Source organism: Carboxylicivirga linearis (assembly GCF_018271995.1).
Taxonomy (GTDB): Bacteria; Bacteroidota; Bacteroidia; order Bacteroidales; family Marinilabiliaceae; genus Carboxylicivirga; species Carboxylicivirga linearis.
The window spans coordinates 1-1,082 of sequence record NZ_JAGUCO010000093.1; the positions used below are offsets into that span (position 1 = coordinate 1).

Here is a 1,082-nt window from a genome sequence, read left to right on the forward strand (position 1 = left end):
GCCCAATTCGCCCAATGCTAATCCGTTCATATTTTCGTCCTCTGATAATGATTGCGTGGTAGTAAGAGTTTCGCCATTAACGCTGATGGTCATGGCGAAAGTCATATCAGCTTTAAGTTGCTGAGTATTGGAAAGCACGGAAAGAGTAAGACCTTTACCCATAAGGTTCATGTATGGCACTTGAAAAACGATTTCAGGCTCTTGTGTTTTGCCTGCACCAATGGTAAGTCCTTTAATATCGGGAGTAGAGTAAGCGACTGCCGAACCTTTGTAATTTGCAACAACCTGGTTAACGGCTAATGTGATGGGTGCTTTAGTGGGATTGTAGCAACGAAGCTTTACGGCAAACTGAACTTCCTGTAAGTTCATCTTGTGGATACGGAATCCTAAAAGAGCAAAGTTCATTTTTGCTCCGGCAAGAAGCTTTTTGCCTTTTTTAATGAGGTAGAAACCACCTCCAACGGCTGCTACAACTGCTAATGTGCCTAATATTTTCTTTGTGCTTGCTTCCATAATAGAAACAAACATATAGTAGGCTTATGGTGGGGCTGTTGGGGTTTAACGGTACTTGAAAGAGTTTGTAAGTTTTTGAAGAAATTTGTCAAAAAATGAGAAAAAAAAGTCGGTGGTGTGCCGACTTATCAAACCATTCTTACAAAAGAATAAAACAAGTCCCATTTATAATTCATTCAAAATATCAACTACGTGACTAATCAATGTTTTCTTTAAGGTTGATTTCGTTTTATACATTTTCTGCTGTAAGTAATTCTGAGGCACTTGTTTTTTAATCAGAATTTTGGCAAGCTTACTCAATTCGTTTATCAATTCATTTTCTGCCGATATACCTTTAGATGAGGCATTAATGACCTTTGGGTTTTGCTGTAACCTTAAAAGAAATTCTTTGTATTCGGCATGCATTTCCTGAAAGTCAACTGAAGTTCCTCCGCCATCAGGGTGAAGTTGCTTTGCTAATTTTCTGTAACGTAGTTTGGCTTGTTCAATATCGGTTATACCTAAGAAATACTTCATAGCTGTTCAAATTCTTCAAGTGTAATACAAAAATGTTCCAAGATTAAGAGAAG

At 37.7% G+C, this 1,082-nt stretch carries 2 protein-coding genes; both read right to left on the reverse strand.

The window, feature by feature from the left end; genetic code table 11:
* The coding region (locus tag KEM10_RS23745; RefSeq protein ID WP_212220860.1) for a hypothetical protein at positions 1–528 on the reverse strand (528 nt) is incomplete at its 3' end.
* 150 nt (positions 529–678) lie between these two features.
* Positions 679–1,029 (reverse strand): J domain-containing protein, encoded by a 351-nt coding sequence (locus KEM10_RS23750; RefSeq protein ID WP_212220863.1) that lies wholly within the window; start codon positions 1,027–1,029, stop codon positions 679–681.
* Positions 1,030–1,082 lie beyond the last annotated feature (53 nt).

Bases quoted from the DNA above. Each gene is read 5' to 3' on its own strand.
- KEM10_RS23750 (WP_212220863.1), bottom strand. From the start codon at position 1,029: ATGAAGTATTTCTTAGGTATAACCGATATTGAACAAGCCAAACTACGT.